This window comes from Dermacoccus sp. UBA1591, from assembly GCF_002322065.1.
Taxonomy (GTDB): Bacteria; Actinomycetota; Actinomycetes; order Actinomycetales; family Dermatophilaceae; genus Dermacoccus; species Dermacoccus nishinomiyaensis.
Genome location: NZ_DCNR01000072.1, coordinates 28,148 through 47,902, shown reverse-complemented (window position 1 = coordinate 47,902; position 19,755 = coordinate 28,148). Strand labels below are relative to the sequence as shown.

Below are 19,755 nucleotides of genomic sequence, written 5' to 3'. Positions count from 1 at the left end.
GTGGGTGTTGCGCAGCATGATCGACATTGCAAGAGTTGAGGCATCGCGTTCGACGCGCTCACCACCCCGAGTGCGCGAACCGGCAGGTGACTCGGAGCCCCACCACGGCCCGAACAGCCGCGCACCACCACCCTGGGTGAGCACGCCACGAAGCGACCGAGGCCGGCTCCCGCACACTGCGGGAAGCCGGCCTCGTCGTCATCGGGCGAGTTCTCGGGCGCGCCTGGTCGCAGGTGACGGCCGAGCAGTGGCCGCTACTTCACGTGCCGATCGTGCGCGAGGCGCGCTGCACCGACGATGCCGGCGGCGTTCTCGAGCTTGGCGGGCACGATGGGCGTGCGGATGTCGAGCAGTGGCAGGAACTTCTCGGCCTTCTTCGACACGCCACCGCCGACGACGAACAGGTCGGGCCACAGCAGGTTCTCCAGCGAGGTGTAGTACTTCGTGAGTCGCTTGGCCCACTTGCCGTACGACAGTTCCTCGCGCTCCTTCGCCGAGTGAGCGGCCCGCGTCTCGGCGTCGTGGCCCTCGACCTCGATGTGGCCGAGCTCAGAGTTCGGTACGAGCACACCGTCGTTGATGACGGCGGTGCCGATGCCGGTGCCGAGCGTCGTGACGAGCACGAGCCCGTCCGTGTCCTTCGCCGCGCCGTAGAAGTTCTCTGCAATGCCGGCCGCGTCGGCGTCGTTGACCACGAGCACGTCGCGCCCGATATGCGCCGAGATGAGCTCTTCGGCGTTCGTCCCGATCCACGCCTTGTCGATGTTCGCGGCCGTACGCACGACGCCGTGCTGCACGACGCCGGGAATCGTCACGCCGATCGGTTCGTCGCCGATCATGTCGGCGAAGTGCTCGACGATCTGGGCGATGACGTCCGCGACAGCGTCAGGCGAGGCACCCGCGGGCGTCTCGAAACGGATGCGCTCCGAAGCGAACGCGCCCTTGTCGAGGTCGACGGGGGCACCCTTGATGCCGGTTCCGCCGACGTCGATGCCGAGGGGATAGGACGTGCGGGTCATGCTCGGGCTCCTTGATCAACTGCAGGGGAATCGCACTGCACGGGACGGGGCCACCGACATCTCGCGTGCGGCGACGAACTCGTCGACAGCCTAACCGCGCGGCCCGTCAGCCCTCGTGCGCAGGCGCTGGGCCTGCAGGAACGTCAGTCGAGGCTGGTGAGGATCTGGGGGCCCGTCTCGGTGATGACGAGGGTGTTCTCGAACTGCGCCGAACGCGAGCCGTCGGCCGTCACGACCGTCCAGCCGTCGTCCCAGGTCGGGGCCGACTCGCCCGAACCCAGGTTGAGCATGGGCTCGACCGTGAAGACCATGCCCACCTCGATGACGTCGTCGTAGTGGGGCGCCGCGTCGTAATGCGGGATGATGAGGCCGTTGTGGAACTCGGTGCCGATGCCGTGGCCCGTGTAGTCACGCACGACGCCGTAGCCGAACCGCTTCGCGTACTGCTCGATGACACGGCCGATGACGTTGACCTGCCGCCCCGGCTTCGCGGCGCGGATGCCGCGCATCATCGCCTCCTTCGTGCGTTCGACGAGCAGGCGCGACTCGTCGTCGACGTCGCCGCACAGGTATGTCGCGCAGTTGTCGCCGTGCACGCCGTCCTTGTAGGCCGTGACGTCGAGCTTCACGATGTCGCCGTCCTCGAGCACCGTCGAGTCGGGGATGCCGTGGCAGATGACCTCGTTGACGCTCGTGCACAGCGACTTCGGGAAGCCGAGGTAGTCGAGCGTCGAGGGGTAGGCGCCGTGGTCGAGCATGTACTCGTGGGCGATGCGGTCGAGCTCGTCGGTCGTGACACCGGGGGCTACGGCCTTGCCCGCCTCCTCCATCGCGCCCGCGGCGATGCGCCCGGCGACGCGCAGGCGTTCGATCGTCTCCGCGTCCTTGACGTACGACTCGAAGCCCTCGCGCGCCTCGTCGCGCCCGACGTACTCGGGGCGGGCGATCTTCTGAGGCACGCTGCGGCGCGGGCTGATCGTGCCCGCGGTGATCGTGCGGCCGGACGTGGTCGTGGAGCGCGTCGTCGTCATAGGGTTGAGTCTAGAGGCCGGGTCCGACAGGGCTCGGCGCCCGCACAAGACGCGCCCGCAGGCGCGAGGAGGTGAGCCGTCATGGCCTACTGGTACAACGTCAACACCGGTGCCGTGGAGCAGGGGGAGGAGACCAACGCCAAGAGCGACATGCTCGGCCCCTACGCCACCGAGGCCGCGGCGCGCGACGCCATCGAATCCGCGCACAAGCGCAGCGAGGAGTGGGACGCTGAAGAGCGTCGTTTCAACGGCGACGACTGACGCACCCATCCACGCGCGACGGGCCGCATCCCACGAGGGATGCGGCCCGTCGTCATGATCTGGCGCGGCGTGATGCGGCTGATCCGACGCGCATCTGGCCAGGAATGTCACCGTTGCCTGCCGGGTAGGGCCGCCCATGAGCCCCACGTGAGACGCTGACGCGCCCCACGCCATCGACGCATAGCATCGCAATGCAACGACGGGTGCGAAGGAGGGGAGCACAGGTGAGCGAGCTCGGGTTCGATCTGCGGCGGCTCGCGATCCCCGCCTATGGCCCGACGCTGCTGTTCGGTGCCGCTGAGGGCGCCATCCTGCCCGTCATCCCCTCGACGGCCGTGGCGCGCGGCGCGTCGGTGGCGCTCGCGGCTTTCGTCGCGATGCTCATCGGGCTCGGCTCGCTCGTGTCGAACATCCCCGCCTCACTCATCACGCAGCGCCTCGGCGAACGTCGCGCGCTCGTGCTCGCGGGCGTCGTCACGGCCGCGGGATGCCTGCTGTGCCTCGCGCCGAGCCTCGTCGCGCTCATGCTCGGTGTCGTCATCATCGGCATGGCGTCGTCGGTCTACATGCTCGCGCGCCAGAAGTACCTGACGGAGGCCGTCCCGCCCACGCACCGGGCGCGCGCGTTGTCGCTGCTCGGCGGCGTGGGTCGCATCGGCATGTTCGTCGGCCCCCTCGTCGGCGCCGCCCTCATCGGAGTGTTCGGCGGGCGTTCCGTCTTCGTCCTCGCCATCGTCTTCCTCGCGCTCGCGACGTGGTGCGCGCTGCTCATGGAGGATGTCGAGCGGGCCGGAACCGGGCCCGTCGAACGGGTCTCCACCCGCACCGTCGCACGCTCGTTCGCGCGCGTGCTGCTGACGGTCGGGCTCGGCGTCCTGCTCGTGTCGGCCGTGCGCGCGACACGGCAGGTCGTCATCCCGCTGTGGTGCACGCACATCGGCCTCGACGAGCAGTCGACGAGCGCCATCTACGGGATCGCGGGCGGCATCGACATGCTCGTGTTCTACCCGGCCGGCAAGGTCATGGACGTGCGGGGGCGCGCCGCCGTCGCCGTACCGTCGATGCTCATCATGGCCGCAGCCCTCGTCGCGCTGCCGTTCGCCCACACCTTCGCCGCGGTGCTCGCCGCGAGCTGCGCGCTCGGGTTCGGCAACGGCATCGGCTCTGGCATGGTGATGACGCTCGGCGCCGACTTCTCGCCCGACGTCGGACGCGCGCCGTTCCTCGGCCTGTGGCGCCAGCTCAGTGACACCGGTTCGACGATCGGGCCGCTCGCCCTGTCCGGCATGACGGCGCTCGCCGGCCTGAGCGCCGCCGTCGTCGTGAACGCGATCTTCGGCGTCCTCGCCGCCGCGATGCTCGCCTACTGGCCCGCCAAGCTCATGCGCGCCGGATGGGGTGCCGCCCGGCCCGAACCTGACGCCGCCGACTCAACACCCTCACACCAGCGCTGACATACCCGATCCTCTCGCGTCCCGCGCGAACGACGAGCGCGGGCGTCAGCTCTCGAAGCTGTGCTCGGGCGCCGGGAACGTGCCGGAGGCGACGTCTTCGCGGTAGGTGCGCGCCGCGTCGAGCAGCACGCTGCGCACGTCGGCGAACTTCTTGGCGAAGCGCGGATAGCGGCCGTCACGCAGGCCGGCGAAGTCGGTCCACACGAGCACCTGACCGTCGCATCCGGCGCCGGCGCCGATGCCGATCGTCGGCACGCGCAGCGCGTCCGTCACCTGCTGCGCGACGGGCGCCGGCACCATCTCCATGAGCACGCAGAAAGCCCCCGCGTCCTGCAGCGCCCGCGCCTCGGCGACCATGCGCTCGGCGTCGTCGCCGCGGCCCTGGACTCGGTACCCGCCGAGCGTGTGCTCGCTCTGCGGCGTGAACCCGATGTGCGCGATGACGGGGATGCCGCCGCGCACGAGATGCTCGACGGTGGGCGCCATGTGCGCCCCGCCCTCGAGCTTGACCGCGTGAGCGCGCCCTTCCTTCATGAGTCGCGCGGCGCTCGCGAACGCCTGCTGCGGCGATTCCTGGTAGCTGCCGAACGGCAGATCCGCGACGACGAGGGCGTGCTGCGCAGCGCCGCTGACGGCACGCACGAGGGGGATGAGTTCGTCGAGGGTGACGGGCAGCGTCGTGTCGTAACCGAGCACGTTGTTGCCCGCCGAGTCGCCGACGAGGAGCGTCTCGATGCCGGCCTCGTCGAAGATCTCGGCCGTGTACATGTCGTAGGAGGTGAGCATCGAGAAACGCTCACCGCGCTCCTTCAACTGCTGCAGCGTGACGGTGCGGATGCGCTTGCGTTCGGCGGTGCGGTACGGGGCGGCCTCTTCACTCATGGCTCCAGCGTAATCAGCAGCCGTTGGAGCCGTTCCCATCCGCTGGCGGGGGCGGATCGTGATAGCACCCTTCGTTACGCAAATGTTGTAAGCGACATCACCGTTCGCTGAGGGGAGGCTGGGTATCTTCACAGTGTTCACGTGCTGGACGTGGGCGCCCTTCTGCTCCTGGAGTACTCATGACACATCGTCGTTCGAACACGCCGCGCATGGCCGCGGCTCTCGTCGGCACGGTGACGGCCTTCGGTCTCATCGCAGCCCCGGTCGCCTCCGCCAACAACGCCCCGCCCGCAGGCGAGGGCCAGACCCGCGTCGGCAAGTCCGACGACCGTCCGAACCCGCTCGCGGAGAAGAAGGCCGACCTGCGTGACGCCGCCGTCAGCGCTCTCGTCACGGGCAAGGCCGCCACGAAGAAGGTCAACGGCAAGCGCGTCATCGAGGTCAAGGGCAAGGACAAGAAGGGCAAGACGAAGCCGCGTTACGTCCAGTACGACGTCAACCAGAAGGCGAACATCCTGAGCTTCCTCGTCGAGTTCGGTGACCAGACGAAGCCCGCCGCCGGTGGCGCGCCCGGCCCGCTGCACAACAAGATTGCCCAGCCCGACCGCAAGATGGACGGCGGCGCGACCGACAACAACAGCACGATCTGGAAGGCCGACTTCAACCGTCAGCACTACTTCGACATGATGTTCGGCAGCTCGGAGTCGTTCAAGGACTTCTACTCCAAGCAGTCGAACGGCCGCTTCGACGTCGAGGGCGACGTGAGCGACTGGGTCAAGGTGCCCTTCAACGAGGCGCGCTACGGCCACAACCCTGTCTCGGGTGACGGCACGAGCGAGGCCGAGGGCTCCTGGTCCTTCATCGCCGACAGCGCCACGGCGTGGGTCAACGCGCAGAAGGCAGCGGGCAAGAGCGACGCCCAGATCAAGGCGTACCTGCAGAGCTTCGACAAGTGGGACCGTTACGACTTCGACGGCGACGGCAACTTCGACGAGCCCGACGGCTACATCGACCACTTCCAGGCCATCCACGCCGGTGAGGGCGAAGAGGCCGGCGGTGGCGCCCAGGGAGATGACGCCATCTGGAGCCACCGCTGGTACGCGTACCAGAACCTCGCGGGCAAGGCCGGCCCGTCGCAGAACAAGCTCGGTGGTGTGCCGCTCGGCGACACGGGCCTGTGGATCGGTGACTACACGACCGAGCCGGAGAACGGTGGTCTCGGTGTCTTCACGCACGAGTTCGGTCACGACCTCGGCCTGCCGGACCTGTACGACACGACGAACAAGGCTCAGAACGACGTCTCGTACTGGTCGCTCATGAGCGCCGGTTCGTGGCTCGGCGACGGCAAGACCGACATCGGTTCGCGCCCGGGCTACATGGGTCCGTGGGAGAAGCTGCAGCTCGGCTGGCTCGACGCCACGAAGGTGAGCTACGGCAACAGCAAGAAGGTCCAGATCGGCCCGAGCGACCGTGACTCGGCGACGCTCGGCCAGGCGGCCCTGATCAACCTGCCAGACAAGACGATCACCACGACGTACAACAAGCCCCAGTCGGGGGCCAACGAGTGGTGGGGCGGCAGCGCCGACAACCTCAACTCGACGTTGACGCGTTCGATCGACCTCACGGGCAAGAAGTCCGCGAGCGTGACGACAGCGGCCTGGTACGACACCGAGGAGGGCTACGACTTCTTCTACGGCGAGGTCAGCACCGACGGTGGCGCCACCTGGGCGCAGGTGGGCAAGGAGGTCTCCGGTGAGAAGAAGAACTGGAGCGACCTCACGTACGACCTGAGCGCTTACGCGGGCAAGAAGGTCGACTTCCGCTTCCGCTACGCGAGTGACGGCGGCGTCCACGGGGCGGGCCCGTTCCTCGACGACATCCGCATCGTCGCCGACGGCGCGACACTGCTGTCGGACGACGTCGAGAAGGGCACGAACGGCTGGGTCGCGAAGGGCTTCACCCTCTCATCGGGCACGACGAGCGAGAAGAAGACGCACTACTACCTCGCAGAGAACCGTCAGTACAACGGCTACGACCGTTACCTCAAGACGGGTCCGTACAACTTCGGTTACCTCAAGCAGCAGGCCGAGCGTGTCGAGCACTTCGCCTTCCAGCCCGGTGTTCTCATGTGGTACGTCGACAACGAGTACGCGAACAACAACGTCTCCGAGCACCCCGGCCACGGCCAGGTGCTGCCCATCGACTCGCACGCGCAGGCGATGAAATGGAAGGACGGCACGCTCGTGTCGAACAAGCTGCAGCCCTGGGACGCGGTGTTCGGCTCGTCCTCGATGCCGTCGCTGACGCTGCACCGCAACGGTGACGCCACGACGTTCCCGAAGAGCAAGGGCGTGTCGACGTTCGACGACACGGAGGCGACGAACTACTACGACGCCTCCAACCCGACGGGTTCGACGCTGACGGCAGGCAGCGGCGTCAAGGTCACCGTCAGTGGTGTGAGCAAGGACAAGGCGCACCTCGACGTGATTTTCCGCCGCTGAGGCGCTGCGGCGAGCGGCTGAGTCCGACATGTGAGCGGCCCCGGGGATCATCCCCGGGGCCGCTCGTCGTCGGGTGACGCGGTGAGGCAGGATGGCGTCATGAACCGTCAGCAAGAGTTCGTGCTCCGCACGATCGAGGAACGTGACATCCGATTCGTGCGTCTGTGGTTCACGGACGTGCTCGGAACCCTCAAGTCGGTCGCCGTGGCGCCGGCGGAACTCGAGGGGGCGTTCGCCGAGGGCATCGGCTTCGACGGTTCGTCGATCGACGGTCTCGCGCGGGTCTACGAGGCCGACATGCTGCTGCGCCCGGACGCCTCGACGTTCCAGGTGCTGCCGTGGCGCGGCGAGAACCCCGGCACTGCGCGCATGTTCGCCGACATCCTGCTGCCCGACGGCACCCCGAGCCTCGCCGACCCGCGTGACGTGCTGCGCCGCTCGCTGACGAAGGCCGCCGACCTGGGGTTCACCTTCTACACCCATCCCGAGATCGAGTTCTACCTGTTCGAGAAGGACCTCGACCACGGCCGTCCCGTGCCGGTCGACTCGGCCGGGTTCTTCGACCACGTGCCGCACGGCACGGGCCACGACTTCCGGCGCGCCGCCATCACGATGCTCGAGAACATGGGCATCTCCGTGGAGTTCAGTCACCACGAGGGCGGGCCGGGGCAGAACGAGATCGACCTGCGCTACGCCGACGCGTTGTCGATGGCCGACAACATCCAGACGTTCAAGGCCGTCATCAAGGAGGTCGCGCTCGAGCAGGGCATCTTCGCGAGCTTCATGCCGAAGCCGATGGCAGGCCAGCCCGGCAGCGGCATGCACACGCACCTGTCGCTGTTCGAGGGTGACACGAACGCGTTCCACGAGCCGGGTTCGCCGTATCAGCTCTCGCGCACGGGCCGCCAGTTCGTCGCCGGCCTGCTCCACCACGCGCCGGAGTTCACGGCGATCACGAACCAGTTCGTCAACAGCTACAAGCGCATCTGGGGCGGTTCCGAGGCGCCGGCGCACATCTGCTGGGGGCACAACAACCGCAGCGCGATGATCCGCATCCCCATGTACAAGCCCGACAAGGGCCAGAGCACGCGCATCGAGGTGCGCACCCTCGACGCAGCGTGCAACCCCTACCTCGCGTACGCCGTGATGCTGGGCGCAGGCCTCAAGGGCATCGAGCAGGGCATGGAGCTGCCGCCCGAGGCCGAGGACGACGTGTGGACGCTCACCGAGCGCGAGCGTCGCGCCATGGGCATCCGACCGTTGCCGGCTTCGCTCGACGAGGCGATCCGCACGATGGAGGAGAGCGATTTCGTCGCCGAGGTGCTCGGCGAGCACGTCTTCGACTTCGTGCTGCGCAACAAGCACAACGAGTGGGCCGCCTACCGCGACCAGGTGACCGAGTTCGAGATCAAGCAGGATCTGCGCCGGTTGTGAGTCGTACGCAGCAGACCAAGAGTTCCGCGGCCTGGCGCAAGGCGGGCTACACCGACACCGAACGCGCCGGCTCGCTGGCCCAGGAGGTCGCCGACCTCGTCCCGACCGACGTCCTGCTCGACGTCACGGGCGCGGTCGCCGACCCCGACCAGGCGCTGCTCGCGTTCGTTCGGTTGCGCGAGGCGCTCGATGCTCCCGGCCGGCGCGCGCTGACGGAGGCGCTGACGCAGCCGCTCGCACGAGCGCGCTTGTTCGGCGTGCTCGGCGCCTCGAGCGCCCTCGGTGATCACCTCGTCGCCAAGCCCGAGCAGTGGCGCGACGTGGTCGCCGCGGAGCGTCGCGACCAGGCGGCGTTCGCTCAGGCGCTCATCGCCGAGATCGACGGGCGGGACGACGACGTCAGCGCCTACGACGCGCTGCGCGTGGCCTACCGTCGTCAGCTCGTGCAGATCGCGGCGCTCGACGTCACCGACGTCCCCGCCAATGTCCTGCCCGCGACGGCAGCGTCACTCGCCGACCTCGCGGGTGCCGCGCTCGAGGCGGGGCTGCACATCGCGACGCAGAGCGTCGAGGGCGCCGAGCAGGCTCGACTCGCCGTCATCGGCATGGGCAAGACGGGCGGGCGCGAGCTCAACTACATCTCCGACGTCGACGTCATCTTCGTCGCGCAGCCCGCGGACGGGGTCGACGAGGACGTCGCCCTGCGCTTCGCTACGGAGCTCGCGACCGAGCTGATGCGCGCTTGCTCGGCGAGCACGGGGGAGGGTTCGCTGTGGCAGGTCGACGCCGCGCTGCGCCCGGAGGGCAAGCAGGGCCCCCTCGTGCGCACCGTCGCGAGCCACCGCAACTACTACGAGCGCTGGGCGAAGGGCTGGGAGTTCCAGGCGCTCCTCAAGGCGCGCCCCATCGCGGGCGACCGTGAGGTCGGCGAGGCCTACATCGCCGCGATGCGGCCGATGGTGTGGCAGGCCAGCAAGCGCGAGAACTTCGTGGAGGACGCGCAGGCGATGCGCCGTCGCGTCGAGTCGCACGTGCCCGTCAGCGAGCAGGCACGCCAGATCAAGCTCGGCCCGGGCGGTCTGCGCGACATCGAGTTCTCCGTGCAACTGCTGCAGCTCGTCCACGGACGCACCGACGAGCGGGTGCGCGCCCGCTCGACGCTCGACGCCCTCGAGGCGCTCAGTTCGTGGGGTTACGTCGGGCGCACGGATGCCTCGGCGCTCGACCGCTCCTACCGTCAGCTGCGCGTGCTCGAGCACCGCATCCAGCTGAGCAAGATGCGTCGCACCCACCTCATGCCGACGTCGAGCGCAGACCTGCGCCGCCTCGGACGCGGCGTCGGGTTGATGCGCGACCCCGACGAGGCCGTCACCGCCCACTGGCAGGAGCTCGCGCGCTCGGTGCGCCGCCTGCACGAGAAGCTGTTCTACCGGCCGCTGCTGTCGGCCGTCGCGCGTCTCGACGACGATGAGGCGAAGTTGTCGGACGAGGGCGCGCGCGATCGTCTCGCCGCGCTCGGTTACGCCGACCCGAGCGGCGCGCTGCGCCACCTGCAGGCGCTGACGTCGGGGCTGTCGCGGCGTGCGCAGATCCAGCGCACGCTCATGCCCGTCATCCTGCAGTGGCTCGCCGACGGCCCGACCCCCGACGCCGGGCTGCTCGCCTACCGCCGCATCAGTGACGAGCTCGGCACCTCGCACTGGTACCTCAACACACTGCGCGAGGGCAGCACCGCGGAACTGTTCGCCGAGGTGCTGTCGAAGTCGCGCTACGTCTCGGAACTGCTCGAACGCGCGCCCGAGAGCGTCAAGCTGTTCGCCGACCCTGCGCTGCGCGTGCCGCGTGACGAGAAGGCGATCAGCGCGACGATGACGTCCGTCGCCGGTCGCCACGACGACGTCGACAAGGCGATGCTCGCGGCGCGCACCGTCCGCCGCACCGAGCTGACGCGCATCGCCATCGCCGACGTGCTCGGCGAACTCGACCTCGAGGGCGTCGAGAAGGCCCTCACCGACGTCATGGCCGCGATGCTGCAGACCGGGCTCGACCTCGCATGGCGCGCCGTCTGCGATGACTCGGACGCACGCCTCACCGACGTCACGATCATCGGTATGGGACGCTTCGGCGGGCGTGAGCTCGGCTACAGCTCCGACGCCGACGTCATGTACGTCCACCGCCCGCGCGACGGCGCCGACGCCGGTGCTGCGCAGGACCAGGCGCTCGCCGTCGTCACCGAGTTGCGACGCCTCGCCGCGCTCGCCGGGCCAGACCCGAAGCTCGAGATCGACGCCGCGCTGCGTCCCGAGGGCAAGCAGGGCCCCCTCGTGCGTTCCCTCGACTCCTACGCCTCGTACTACGAGCGCTGGTCGGAGGGCTGGGAGGCCCAGGCGTTGCTGCGCGCCTACCCGCTCGCCGGTGACGCCGACCTGGGCCGCGCCTTCGTCGACCTCGTCGATCCGCTGCGCTGGCCCGAGGGCGGCATCCGTGACGCCGCGGTGCGTCGCATCCGCACGCTCAAGGCGCGGATGGAGGCCGAGCGCATTCCCCGCGGGGCCGATCCGCGCACCCACTTCAAGCTGGGGCGCGGCGGGTTGTCCGACGTCGAGTGGTGCGTGCAACTGCACCAGTTGCAGCACGCCCACGCCCACCCACAGTTGCGTCGGACCGGCACGATCTCGACGCTGCGGCTGCTCGCCGAGCTCGAGCTCATGGACGCCCACGACGCCGAGGTACTCGCCGACGCGTGGACCTTCGCCTCCCGGGTGCGCAACGCCTCGGTGCTGTGGCGCGGCCGCCCCGTCGAGTCGCTGCCGAGCGACCTGCGCGACGCGGAGGGCATCGCGACGCTGCTCGGACTGCCCGCCGGTGACGGTCGTCAGCTCGGCGAGGAGTACCGCAAGGTCTCGCGGCGCGCCCGGCTCGTCGTCGACCGCGTGTTCTACGGTGAGGATCCTCACAACAGCACCGGACCGAGCTTCCGACGCTGAGACGGGCGGGCAGGCGCTCGGTGCCGCCGCCTAGAATGGAGCGGTGATTTCGCGTCGTGACCTTCGTGGTTCAGCCCTGACCTCCCTCGATGCACGCGGCCTGCGCGATGCGCTGCCGCGCGCACAGTTCGACATCGAGGCGGCCCTCGACGTCGTGCGTCCGCTGTGCGAGCAGGTGCGCCATGACGGGGCCGACGCGCTGCGCGAGCTGGGGGAGCGATTCGACAAGGTGCGTCCGACGCACCTGCGGGTGCCCGCGGAGGTGCTCGCAGCCGCCGAAGCGCAGCTCGACCCCGCGATCAAGGACGCCCTCGTCGAAGCCATCCGCCGCGTGCGGATCGTCCACGCCGCGCAGGCGCGCGAGGACGTCACGACGCAGGTGAGCGACGGCGGCAGCGTCACTGAACGTTGGATCCCCGTCGAGCGCGTCGGGCTCTACGTGCCCGGCGGCCTCGCCGTGTACCCGAGCTCGGTCGTCATGAACGTCGTGCCCGCGCAGGTCGCGGGCGTCGACTCGGTCGCCGTCGCGAGCCCGCCGCAGGCGCAGAACACCGGCGAGTTCGCCGGTTACCCGCACCCGACGATCCTCGCCGCGTGCTCCCTGCTCGGCGTCGACGAGGTGTACGCCGTCGGCGGCGCGCAGGCCGTCGCGATGTTCGCGTACGGCGCACGGGAGAAGGATGGCACGAGCGTGTGCGAGCCCGTCGACCTCGTCACCGGCCCGGGCAACATCTACGTCGCAGCCGCGAAGCGCCTGCTCAAGGGCCTCATCGGCATCGACGCCGAGGCGGGCCCGACGGAGATCGGCATCCTCGCCGACGACACCGCGGACGCCGAGCACGTCGCCGCAGACCTCATCAGCCAGGCCGAGCACGACAACCTCGCGGCCTCCGTCCTCGTCACCGACTCGACGCGCCTCGCCGACGACGTCGAGGCAGCCCTCGAGCGCCGCGCCCGCGCGACGAAGCACAGCGAGCGCGTGCTCACGGCCCTCGGCGGTCCGCAGTCGGCCATCGTCCTCGTCGACGACGTCACGGCCGGGCTGCGCGTCGTCGACGCCTACGGCGCCGAGCACCTCGAGATCCACACCGCCAGCTCGCGCGAGGACGCGCTGCGCGTGCGCAACGCGGGTGCCATCTTCGTCGGCACCTACTCGCCCGTCAGCCTCGGCGACTACGCCGCCGGGTCGAACCACGTCCTGCCGACCGGCGGGTGCGCCTGCCACTCGAGCGGGCTGTCGGTGCAGTCGTTCCTCAAGGGCGTCCACATCGTCGACTATTCGCGCGAGGCCCTCGCGGAGGTCGCGGACGTCGTCGTCACGCTCGCGAACGCGGAGGACCTGCCGGCGCACGGCGAGGCCGTGACGGCGCGCTTCGAGCGTCGGGACGAGGCAGAGGCCGGGACGGAGAACGCGCCCGCATGAGCGAACCCACGATCACGCAGCTGCTGCGCGAAGACCTGCGAGACCAGAGCGCGTACGGCGCGCCGCAGCTCGACGTGCCCATCGCGCTCAACACGAACGAGTCGTCCTACGACGTGCCGGAGACGGTCGTGCGCAGCATCGTCGAGCGAGTCGAGAAGGCCGCGGGCGGGCTGAACCGCTACCCGGATCGCGAGTTCACCGAACTGCGCGCGGCCCTCGCCGACTACCTCGATCGCGTGACGGGCGTCCGGTTGCCCGTCGAGCAGATCTGGGCCGCCAACGGCAGCAACGAGGTGCTCAGCCACATCGTGCAGGCCTTCGGGGGCCCGGGCCGCGTCGCGCTCGGCTTCACGCCGAGCTACTCGATGCACCCGATCATCGCGCGCGGCGCGGGAACGACATGGGTCGACGGCCTGCGCGATCGTCGTGAGGGCGTCTATGACCTCGACGTCGACCTCGCAGTCGACCAGGTGCGCGAGCACCGTCCGAACGTCGTGTTCGTCTGCACGCCGAACAATCCGACGGGCACCGCGGTGAGCAACGACGTCGTGCGCGCCATCTACGACGCGGCGCCGAACGCCGTCGTCATCGTCGACGAGGCGTACGTCGAGTTCGCGCGCCCGGGCACGCCGAGCGCCCTCGAGCTGCTCGCCGATCACCCGCGCCTGATCGTCAGCCGCACGATGAGCAAGGCGTTCGCGTTCGCCGGCGCGCGCGTCGGTTACATGGCCGCCTCGCGCGAGATCTGCGACGCGATGCGTCTCGTGCGTCTGCCCTACCACCTGTCGTCGGTGACGCAGGCGACCGCGCTGGCGGCCCTCGACCACGCCGAAGAGATGCTCGCCATGGTCGATGCGATCAAGGCCCAGCGCGACCGCATCGTCGAGGCCGCGCGAGTGGCGGGGCTCACGCCGACGCCGAGCGATGCGAACTTCGTTCTCATCGGTGGTCTCACCGACGCGCACGCCACGTGGCAGGCCCTGCTCGATCGCGGCATCCTCGTGCGCGACGTCGGCATCGCGCACCACCTGCGCATCACGGCCGGCACGCCCGCCGAGACGGACGCCGTCATCGCGGCCCTCACCGACCTCGCCCCCACGCACGCCCTCCAGGAGGAGAAAGCATGAGCGACGCGACCGACTTCGTCATCCCCGACGTGCCCGCCGACCACCGGACAGCGCTCATCGAGCGCACGACGAAGGAAGCCTCGATCAGGCTGTGGCTCGACCTCGACGGTACGGGCACGTCCGACATCCGCACCGGGGTGCGCTTCTACGACCACATGCTCGACTCGCTGAGCAAGCACAGCCTCATCGACCTGCGCATCCGCGCCAGCGGCGACCTCGACGTGGACGCCCACCACACGGTCGAGGACACCGCGATCGTGCTCGGCCAGGCCCTGCGCGAAGCGCTCGGCGACAAGTCGGGCATCTCGCGTTTCGGGGACGCGAAGGTGCCGCTCGACGAGGCGCTCGTCGAGGCGGTCGTCGACGTCGCGGGCCGCCCGTACGTCGTCCACACCGGTGAACCGGACGGCCAGATCTACGCGGTCATCGGGGGCAACTACATCGGCTCCCTGACGCAGCACGTCATCGAATCGCTCGGCTACAACGCGGGCATCGCGCTGCACGTCAACGTCATCTCCGGGCGCGACCCGCACCACATCGTCGAGGCCCAGTTCAAGGCGATCGCCCGCGCGCTGCGCGCCGCGGTGGCGAAGGAGCCGCGCGTGCAGGGAATTCCGAGCGCGAAGGGTGCTCTCTGAGTCATGCCGAGACTAGGTCGGCAGTCGAACTTCACCGGCGCGCTCGACGCCGTCGTCGTCATACGCGGCGATGCCGAGCGTGTGGCTCGCTGGGTCGAACAGGGCACCGTGCCCGCGTACGTCGTCGACCTCGACGGGCCGTGGTGCGCCGTCGTCGCGGCGGGCCCTGGGCATGCGGCCGCGCCCTTTGACGACGCCGCGACGGTGCTCGTCGCCCGCCCCGTTCCGCAGATGATGCGCCCGGCCGCCGGGTTCTTCGTGCACGGCGACGACGCCGTCGTCCTCGTCCAGCCGCGACGGTGGCGCTCCCTGCCGCGTTGGTTCGTCGTCCGCCGCGGTTTCGGGGTCGTGCGCGCGGCGCTGCCGCAGGCGAGCCTCGCGGATCTGCTCGCGGTGGGGGAGAACTCGCACCCGGAGACCCTAGAACGCGTCCTCGCGCAGCGCGGCGCCGAGCCGATCGAGGTGCTGCGTGGCGTCATGGTCGCCCTCGGCATCCCCGCCGGGCATCTGCTCGCGCTGCATCCGCGCGCGGCGATCGAGGCCGATCTCGTCGAACCTGATGCGAAGGCAGTACGACGCTTCGACAAGCACACCCGCGAGGAACGCGAAGAACGGCGAGAGATCGAAGGGCACGCCCTGATGGAGGAGAAGCGATGAAGAAGGTCGTCGTGCTCGACTACGGCAGCGGCAACATCCACTCCGCCGTGCGCATGCTCGAACGCATCGGCGCCGACGTCGAACTCACCGCCGATCCCACGTCTGTGGCGCGCGCAGACGGGCTGTTCGTGCCCGGCGTCGGCAACTTCCACGCGTGCGCCGCGGGGCTCGTCGCCGCGGGCGGGCGTGAGCTCATCGCAGAGCGACTGACACGTCAGGCCCCCGTGCTCGGTATCTGCGTCGGCATGCAGGTCATGTTCGACGGCTCGAGCGAGCCGTCGCCGTCACCGGTCGACGGGCTGGGGCTGTGGCATGGTCGAGTCGAGCGTCTCGACGCCCCGGTCGTACCGCACATGGGCTGGTCGCAGCTCGAGCCGGCGCCCGGCAGCCGACTGTTCGCCGGTGTCGAGGACGAACGGTTCTACTTCGTCCACTCGTTCGCGGCCCCCGCGACCGTCGCCGACCTCAACTCGGGCGCCCGCGTCACGCTCGCGACGCACGGCACCCCCTTCGCCGCGGCCATGGAGCAGGGTGCGCTGAGCGCCACCCAGTTCCACCCCGAGAAGTCGGGTGACGCCGGCGCCGCGCTGCTGACCAACTGGCTCGACACCCTCTGATGCCATGCCCAGCCACCCCGATCCGACGGCTCGAAGGAGCACCATGACCACCGAACCCCGCCTCGAACTGCTGCCGGCCGTCGACGTCGCCGGCGGTGAGGCCGTCCAACTCGTCCAGGGCATCGCCGGGACGGGCGGCCAGTTCGGCGACCCCGTCGCCGCTGCACTCGCGTGGCAGGAAGCGGGCGCCGAGTGGCTGCACCTCGTGGACCTCGATGCCGCGTTCGGACGCGGCGAGAACCGCGGCCTGCTCGCCAAGATCGTCGGCACACTCGACATCAAGGTCGAGATGAGCGGCGGCATCCGTGACGCCGAGTCACTCGAGGCTGCGCTCGCCACGGGCTGCCGTCGCGTCAACCTCGGCACCGCAGCCCTGGAGAACCCCGAGTGGACCGCTGCCGCCATCGCCGAGCACGGCGACCGCATCGCCGTCGGCCTCGACGTGCGCGGCACCACCCTCGCCGCCCGCGGCTGGACGAAGGAGGGCGGCGACCTGTGGGAGACCCTCGCCCGCCTCGACCGTGAGGGCTGCGCGCGCTACGTCGTCACCGACGTCGCGAAAGACGGGATGCTCGCCGGCCCCAACACCGCGCTGCTGCAGCAGGTGTGCGAGCGCACCGACCGCCCCGTCGTCGCCTCCGGCGGCGTGACGACGCTCGACGACCTGCGCGCGCTGCGCGAGCTCGTGCCGTACGGGGTCGAAGGCGCCATCATCGGCTCGGCCCTCTACAAGGGCACGATGACGCTCGCCGACGCCCTCGACGTCGCGGGGCGCCCCGAGTGAGCGGCCCGGGGCCGAGCGACACGGCCGGCATCCCGTTCAGCGGCCGCGAGGTGACGAGCACCGGTTTCGACGACGACCGCGGCGAGGCCGATGCGGCTCTCATGGCGGCGCTGGCGAGTGGTGACGAGGAGGCGTGGGTCGCAGCGTTGGCCGAGAGCAGGTTGCTCGTGCCGATCGTCGCCGCCCCCACCGAGGTCGACACGAGCGGGGAGCACGCCGTCGAGAAGTCGACCGACATGGCTGTCGTGACGCTGACCGCGCCGGACGGTACAAAGGGCCTGCCCGTCTTCACGAGCCTCGAAGCGCTCGCCGCCTGGGATCCGGCGGCCCGCCCGTCACCCGTCAAGGCCGCGTTCGCCGCGCAGGCGGCCATCTCAGAGGAATGCGACGTCCTGCTGCTCGACATGGCCAGCGAGCATCGCGTGGTCGTGCGCGCGAGCATGGTCTGGGCGCTCGCGCAGCAGCAGGCCTGGGTGCCCGCCTACCGTGACACGCACGTGCGCTCCGCCATCGGGCAGGCTGTGCGCGTCGAGGAGGCCGTGCTCGCCCAGGAGTGCGTCGACGGGGGAGAGGGCGTGCTGCGGCTGCGTCTCACACTCGCACCGGGGCTGAGCCAGGACGAGATCCGCGCGCTCGCCACACGCGTCGGTGAGCGGCTGGCCGCCGACGGTGAGACTCGCGCCCGCATCGAAGCTCTCGCCTTCGAGTTCGTCGCGGCGTGAGGCGCGGGCGGGACTGAAAACCCCGGATGAGCCGGGGGGCACATGACGCAGGGGCCGGACGGTGAGATCTCACCGTCCGGCCCCTGCGTCATGCGTCGGCGCGTCGACACCTGGCGTGCGGTCTGACGTCGTGCTCAGTCGAACTCGTCGTGCAGCGGGAACCCGCACTCGTGCAGGTGGTCGAGCACCCGGTCCATCTCCTGTGGGCTGGGCAGCTCCTGGGTCACCTTCGTGATGCCGACACCCACATCGACCCGGTCAGCGGGCACGAGCCCGTCGGCGACGAGGTGGTTGCCCAGTTCGTGCATCTCCTCAGGAGAGAGCCGGCGCCGCATGAGCGCGAGCAACGGCTGGTAGTCGCGCTCCGGTACCCCCGTGGGGTAGCTGACGCGCAGCCAGTTGACGATGCGCTCGAGGGCTGGGTTCATCGCCTCACTTCTTCTCGGCGAAGGTCGGGAACACGTGCTCGAACGACACCTTGTAGCCGAAGCCCGACGCGATGATGATGGCGAGGCCCAGCGCCACCGCGACGGCGACGAGCGCGAAGCAGAGCAGGCCGACGGGCTTGCCCCAGGACTTGGCGCTCTCGCCGGTCGTGAGAGCGCCTTCACCGGCGGCGAAGCCACGCACGCCGAAGGCGAACAGGGCAGGCACGCCTGCACCGAGGACGATGGCGACGAGAAGCACCTTCCAGGCGCTCTCGAACGCGAGGGAGAGAGTGTTCATCGGGAACCAACCTTGGTCGCGGGGTGGATGGTGTTGCGGTCGGACTCGGCCACGACGTCGGGGATGTGCGTCGCCGCGAGGTCCTGCGGGTCCCACTCCTCGTTGACGTTGTTGTGGTCGACCGGCGTCTTGCGCGAGTGGTAGAACATGTAGGCCGCGAACGCGCACAGGATGGCGAAGACGACGATGCCGCCGGCGCCACCACCGATGACGTCACCGAGGTACCACATGAGCGCACCGACGACCGCGGCGGCGGGCAGGGTGATGAACCAGGCGAGCACCATGCGTCCGGCGACACCCCAGCGGACCTCCGCGCCCTTCTTGCCCAGGCCGGTACCGAGGATCGAACCCGTCGCGACGTGCGTCGTCGACAGCGCGAAGCCGAGGTGGCTCGAGACGAGGATGACGGCGGAGCTGGCCGACTCGGCAGCCATGCCCTGCGGCGACTCGATCTCCACGAGGCCCTTGCCGAGCGTGCGGATGATGCGCCAGCCGCCGAGGTAGGTGCCGGCCGCGATGGCGAGCGCACAGGCGAACTTCACCCACAGCGGAACGCTGTGCGTGTCGGTCCAGGAGCCGTAGCCGATGAGGGCGAGGGTGATGACACCCATCGTCTTCTGCGCGTCGTTGGTGCCGTGAGCGAGCGAGACGAGCGAGGCGCTGCAGATCTGACCCCAGCGGAAACCACGCTCGGACTCGGCGTGACTGACCTTCTTCGTGATGGCGTAGATGAGCTTCGTGCCCAGCGCCGCGACGACCGCCGCGATGAAGGGCGACAAGAACGCGGGGATGATGACCTTGCCGACGACACCGTCGAGCTTCGAACCGTCACCCGTCCACTTGACGCCCGCCATGCCGATCGCGGCGATGGCCGAACCGATGAGACCACCGAACAGTGCGTGGCTCGAACTGCTCGGGATGCCGAGCAGCCACGTGAGCAGGTTCCACACGATGCCACCGACGAGGCCGGCGAGCACGATGAGCAGCAGGGCCTGGCCGTGGTCGGCGAGGAACTCCGGTTTCGGAGCGCCGTCCTTGGCCTGGATCTTGATGACTGCGTTGGTGACGGTGAGGGCGACCTCGACCGACAGGAAGGCACCGATCAGGTTGAGGATGCCGGAGAGGGCGACTGCCACCTTGGGCTTGAGGGCACCGGTGGCGATGGACGTCGCCATCGCGTTGCCGGTGTCGTGGAAGCCGTTGGTGAAGTCGAACGCCAGTGCCGTGACGATGACGAGCACGAGAAGAATGAACGAGAAATCCACACGGCAAGTGTGCAACCGCGCAGTGGCCGCCGAGTGCGCTGTACGCAAACGGGTGTTGGCACTGCGGGAAATTCGCGGGGGCGCCCGATATCTGTTCACCGGAAGTTCACCTCCCGTGCGGCGATTCTTTGCCGGACGGGCACGCGCGAGGGCGCCCCGGCGTCTCGCGCGGTTGACGCGGGCGGCCCGCTCGACCACGTGACGCAACGAGACCGCCGGGTCCGGAG

The 19,755-nt window shown here is 69.6% G+C and carries 18 protein-coding genes; 12 read left to right on the top strand and 6 right to left on the bottom strand.

The features are described from left to right. Window positions 1-254 precede the first annotated feature (254 nt). Together ppgK and map are read right to left on the bottom strand one after the other, a co-directional pair. A complete protein-coding gene (gene ppgK / locus B2284_RS07535; RefSeq protein ID WP_006944296.1) occupies window positions 255-1,019 on the bottom strand; it encodes a polyphosphate--glucose phosphotransferase in 765 nt (254 codons plus the stop codon). 143 nt (window positions 1,020-1,162) lie between these two features. Beyond that, window positions 1,163-2,050 carry a type I methionyl aminopeptidase gene (map, locus tag B2284_RS07530; RefSeq protein ID WP_136788027.1) on the bottom strand — a complete coding sequence of 296 codons (888 nt, stop codon included), beginning with the start codon at window positions 2,048-2,050 and terminating at the stop codon, window positions 1,163-1,165. A gap of 81 nt (window positions 2,051-2,131) precedes the next feature. Between map and B2284_RS07525 the strand changes: the two genes are divergently transcribed. Next, a complete protein-coding gene (locus B2284_RS07525; RefSeq protein ID WP_006944217.1) occupies window positions 2,132-2,311 on the top strand; it encodes a hypothetical protein in 180 nt (59 codons plus the stop codon). Window positions 2,312-2,502: 191 nt separating this feature from the next. Further along, complete coding sequence (locus tag B2284_RS07520; protein ID WP_074040718.1) at window positions 2,503-3,765, top strand: MFS transporter; 1,263 nt, start codon at window positions 2,503-2,505, stop codon at window positions 3,763-3,765. A 45-nt stretch (window positions 3,766-3,810) separates the two neighbouring features. On the opposite strand, the gene panB is transcribed toward B2284_RS07520, so the two are convergent. Beyond that, entirely contained in the window at window positions 3,811-4,647 is an 837-nt protein-coding gene (panB, locus tag B2284_RS07515) for a 3-methyl-2-oxobutanoate hydroxymethyltransferase (protein ID WP_050786456.1), read from the bottom strand. Window positions 4,648-4,856: 209 nt separating this feature from the next. Between panB and B2284_RS07510 the strand changes: the two genes are divergently transcribed. The 10 genes from B2284_RS07510 to B2284_RS07465 all read left to right on the top strand — a co-directional run bounded on the left by B2284_RS07510 (window position 4,857) and on the right by B2284_RS07465 (window position 17,537). Further along, window positions 4,857-7,148 (top strand): immune inhibitor A domain-containing protein, encoded by a 2,292-nt coding sequence (locus B2284_RS07510; protein WP_074040739.1) that lies wholly within the window; start codon window positions 4,857-4,859, stop codon window positions 7,146-7,148. Between the two features lie 99 nt (window positions 7,149-7,247). Next, window positions 7,248-8,582 carry a type I glutamate--ammonia ligase gene (gene glnA, locus B2284_RS07505; protein WP_074040717.1) on the top strand — a complete coding sequence of 445 codons (1,335 nt, stop codon included), beginning with the start codon at window positions 7,248-7,250 and terminating at the stop codon, window positions 8,580-8,582. Then, complete coding sequence (locus B2284_RS07500; RefSeq protein ID WP_074040716.1) at window positions 8,579-11,569, top strand: bifunctional [glutamine synthetase] adenylyltransferase/[glutamine synthetase]-adenylyl-L-tyrosine phosphorylase; 2,991 nt, start codon at window positions 8,579-8,581, stop codon at window positions 11,567-11,569. The genes glnA and B2284_RS07500 overlap by 4 nt, the downstream gene beginning before the upstream one ends. A gap of 43 nt (window positions 11,570-11,612) precedes the next feature. Further along, the gene (gene hisD, locus B2284_RS07495; RefSeq protein WP_074040715.1) at window positions 11,613-12,992 is read left to right on the top strand and encodes a histidinol dehydrogenase; all 1,380 of its coding nucleotides are present in this window, start codon (window positions 11,613-11,615) and stop codon (window positions 12,990-12,992) included. Then, window positions 12,989-14,119 carry a histidinol-phosphate transaminase gene (locus B2284_RS07490; protein ID WP_074040714.1) on the top strand — a complete coding sequence of 377 codons (1,131 nt, stop codon included), beginning with the start codon at window positions 12,989-12,991 and terminating at the stop codon, window positions 14,117-14,119. The genes hisD and B2284_RS07490 overlap by 4 nt, the downstream gene beginning before the upstream one ends. Further along, window positions 14,116-14,757, top strand: a complete 642-nt coding sequence (gene hisB / locus B2284_RS07485) for an imidazoleglycerol-phosphate dehydratase HisB (protein WP_074040713.1) — start codon at window positions 14,116-14,118, stop codon at window positions 14,755-14,757. The genes B2284_RS07490 and hisB overlap by 4 nt, the downstream gene beginning before the upstream one ends. A 3-nt stretch (window positions 14,758-14,760) precedes the next feature. Continuing rightward, window positions 14,761-15,414, top strand: coding sequence for a hypothetical protein (locus B2284_RS07480; protein WP_006944237.1), 654 nt, complete (start codon window positions 14,761-14,763; stop codon window positions 15,412-15,414). Next, complete coding sequence (gene hisH, locus B2284_RS07475; RefSeq protein WP_006944195.1) at window positions 15,411-16,031, top strand: imidazole glycerol phosphate synthase subunit HisH; 621 nt, start codon at window positions 15,411-15,413, stop codon at window positions 16,029-16,031. Before B2284_RS07480 ends, hisH begins: the two co-directional genes overlap by 4 nt. Window positions 16,032-16,074: 43 nt before the next feature. Further along, window positions 16,075-16,815, top strand: coding sequence for a bifunctional 1-(5-phosphoribosyl)-5-((5-phosphoribosylamino)methylideneamino)imidazole-4-carboxamide isomerase/phosphoribosylanthranilate isomerase PriA (priA, locus tag B2284_RS07470; RefSeq protein ID WP_006944303.1), 741 nt, complete (start codon window positions 16,075-16,077; stop codon window positions 16,813-16,815). Beyond that, the gene (locus tag B2284_RS07465; protein ID WP_074040712.1) at window positions 16,812-17,537 is read left to right on the top strand and encodes an SseB family protein; all 726 of its coding nucleotides are present in this window, start codon (window positions 16,812-16,814) and stop codon (window positions 17,535-17,537) included. Before priA ends, B2284_RS07465 begins: the two co-directional genes overlap by 4 nt. 134 nt (window positions 17,538-17,671) lie before the next feature. Here B2284_RS07465 and B2284_RS07460 read toward each other — a convergent pair whose 3' ends face one another. Genes B2284_RS07460 through B2284_RS07450 form a run of 3 tightly spaced genes read right to left on the bottom strand, consistent with a single transcriptional unit; the run spans window position 17,672 to window position 19,528 of the window. After that, window positions 17,672-17,965, bottom strand: a complete 294-nt coding sequence (locus B2284_RS07460; RefSeq protein WP_038568583.1) for a DUF3349 domain-containing protein — start codon at window positions 17,963-17,965, stop codon at window positions 17,672-17,674. 4 nt (window positions 17,966-17,969) lie between these two features. After that, window positions 17,970-18,263 (bottom strand): hypothetical protein, encoded by a 294-nt coding sequence (locus B2284_RS07455; protein ID WP_006944293.1) that lies wholly within the window; start codon window positions 18,261-18,263, stop codon window positions 17,970-17,972. Further along, the gene (locus B2284_RS07450) at window positions 18,260-19,528 is read right to left on the bottom strand and encodes an inorganic phosphate transporter (RefSeq protein ID WP_074040711.1); all 1,269 of its coding nucleotides are present in this window, start codon (window positions 19,526-19,528) and stop codon (window positions 18,260-18,262) included. The genes B2284_RS07455 and B2284_RS07450 overlap by 4 nt, the downstream gene beginning before the upstream one ends. Window positions 19,529-19,755: the final 227 nt, after the last annotated feature.